2 protein-coding genes are annotated in these 1,627 nt (G+C 61.2%); one reads left to right on the top strand and one right to left on the bottom strand.

What is annotated here, in order from left to right; genetic code table 11:
• The coding region (locus tag RR842_RS14560) for an FAD-binding protein (protein ID WP_332730291.1) at nucleotides 1-586 on the top strand (586 nt) is incomplete at its 5' end.
• 178 nt (nucleotides 587-764) lie between these two features.
• Here the strand turns inward: RR842_RS14560 and RR842_RS14565 are convergent.
• Nucleotides 765-1,562, bottom strand: coding sequence for a MerR family transcriptional regulator (locus RR842_RS14565; protein WP_332730292.1), 798 nt, complete (start codon nucleotides 1,560-1,562; stop codon nucleotides 765-767).
• Between the last annotated feature and the right edge of the window lie 65 nt (nucleotides 1,563-1,627).

Here is a 1,627-nt window from a genome sequence, read left to right on the forward strand (position 1 = left end):
TAAGAACTCGCCGTGGTATGCCGTGGTCGATCAGGCCTATGTCGATGCCATGAGCACGCAGGGCCTGTACAACTACACGACGGCCAAGGGAGCCACCTCCGAGACGTGGTTTATCGGCAACTACTTCAAGGACCGCATCCTGAAGGATCTGCCCGCAGATATCGAAGAGGGCGTGAAAGAGGGCTGGTGCTTCAAAGCAAACTCGCTTGAGGAGTTGGCGGAGCACTTCGGCTTGGACGGGCTGCCCGAAACGGTGGCCCAGTACAACGAGCTGTGCGCCGCGGGCGTCGATGCGCAGTTCGATGCGAACCCGTGGTACCTCTCGCCGGTTGCCACGCCGCCGTTCTACGTAACCGAGAACGAACCCAGCGCGTGGAGTACGTTCGGCGGCTTGCGCACCGACGACTGTTGTCGCGTGCTGTCGGCCGAGACCAACGATCCCATTGCGGGCCTCTATGCTGCAGGAACCGACGTCGGCAGCCTGTACTACTCGCCCTATTACGACATTCCCGGCTACTGCTATGGCTTGTGCATCGATTCTGGCTACCTTGCTGCCGAAGAAGCCGTGGCGGCCATCAAAGCCTAGTTGCGGGCTTCTCGTTCTTGCCGGTTTGCATGCCAAGGAGCGCGCAAGCCGGCACGCAGCTTCCTCCCGCGACCTTTGCGCCCGAATGCTGTAGGCACCTCGCCGAACCCTCCCTCGGCGAGGTGCCTACGCGTTTATCGCGGGGTGCTTCTCATCCTTGCCGTGTTGCGGCCTTTGGCTACCGCACCGGTACGAAGAGCGTTTCGATGTCGCTACCGTTACCGTCGAGGTTCAGAAACGAGGGGAACAAGATGACATCGCCGCGCAGCGCGTAACCGTGGTCGTCCAAGTAGGCGAACAGGTCGGCGAACGTTTCCTTGCACACGCTTTCCGCCCGTGTCACGCGCCTGCGGAATCGTACGCACTTTCCCAGGCAGAGCTTCCCTATGCGACGTGCGTCGATGCCCTCAAGGCGGTGCGACTCGCGCTCGGGCATGGCAATGATGTAGCTGGGATCGAGGGTGTTGCCGGGCAGTTCCAAGTCGCGCTTCGCAATGATACGCGCGCAGCTGGTTATGCTGAGTAGGTCGTAGAACTGTGCGATCTCTCGCTTGTTGTCCACCGACACGCTGAAGTCGCGGCCGATCGACGCGCTGACGTATACCTGGTCGGGGGCATCGACGAGGATGAAGGCCGCTTGGCTTCCGTTCTCGATCAGTTCAAGCGCGCTGCCTATCTTGGCCAGACGGTAGCGCAGCAGGTCGGCCTCGTGCAGCAGCCGTGCCTGTTGATCGAGGAGCGATCGCCTGAACTCGTCGTCGCCCTGCTCGGCATCCAGCATGGATACTGCCTGCTCTACGGTGAACCCGTACTGCAGGAGCACGCGGAAGGCGTTCGATCGGAAGGCATCTTCGGGGGAGAACACCCGGTAGCCGTTCTCCTCGCGACGCGTGGCCAGGAGGCCGTGCTTTTCGTAGAACCGAATTTTAGATGGCGGCAAACCGGTCATAGCCGCGAATTCTTTGATGCGGTACATGCGCGTCTCTCTCCCTCATGGCACCCGGCATCCCCTTAAGCCAGCATACCATATGCCGCGAGAGC

It is taken from the genome of Gordonibacter sp., assembly GCF_036667095.1.
Lineage (GTDB): Bacteria > Actinomycetota > Coriobacteriia > Coriobacteriales > Eggerthellaceae > Gordonibacter.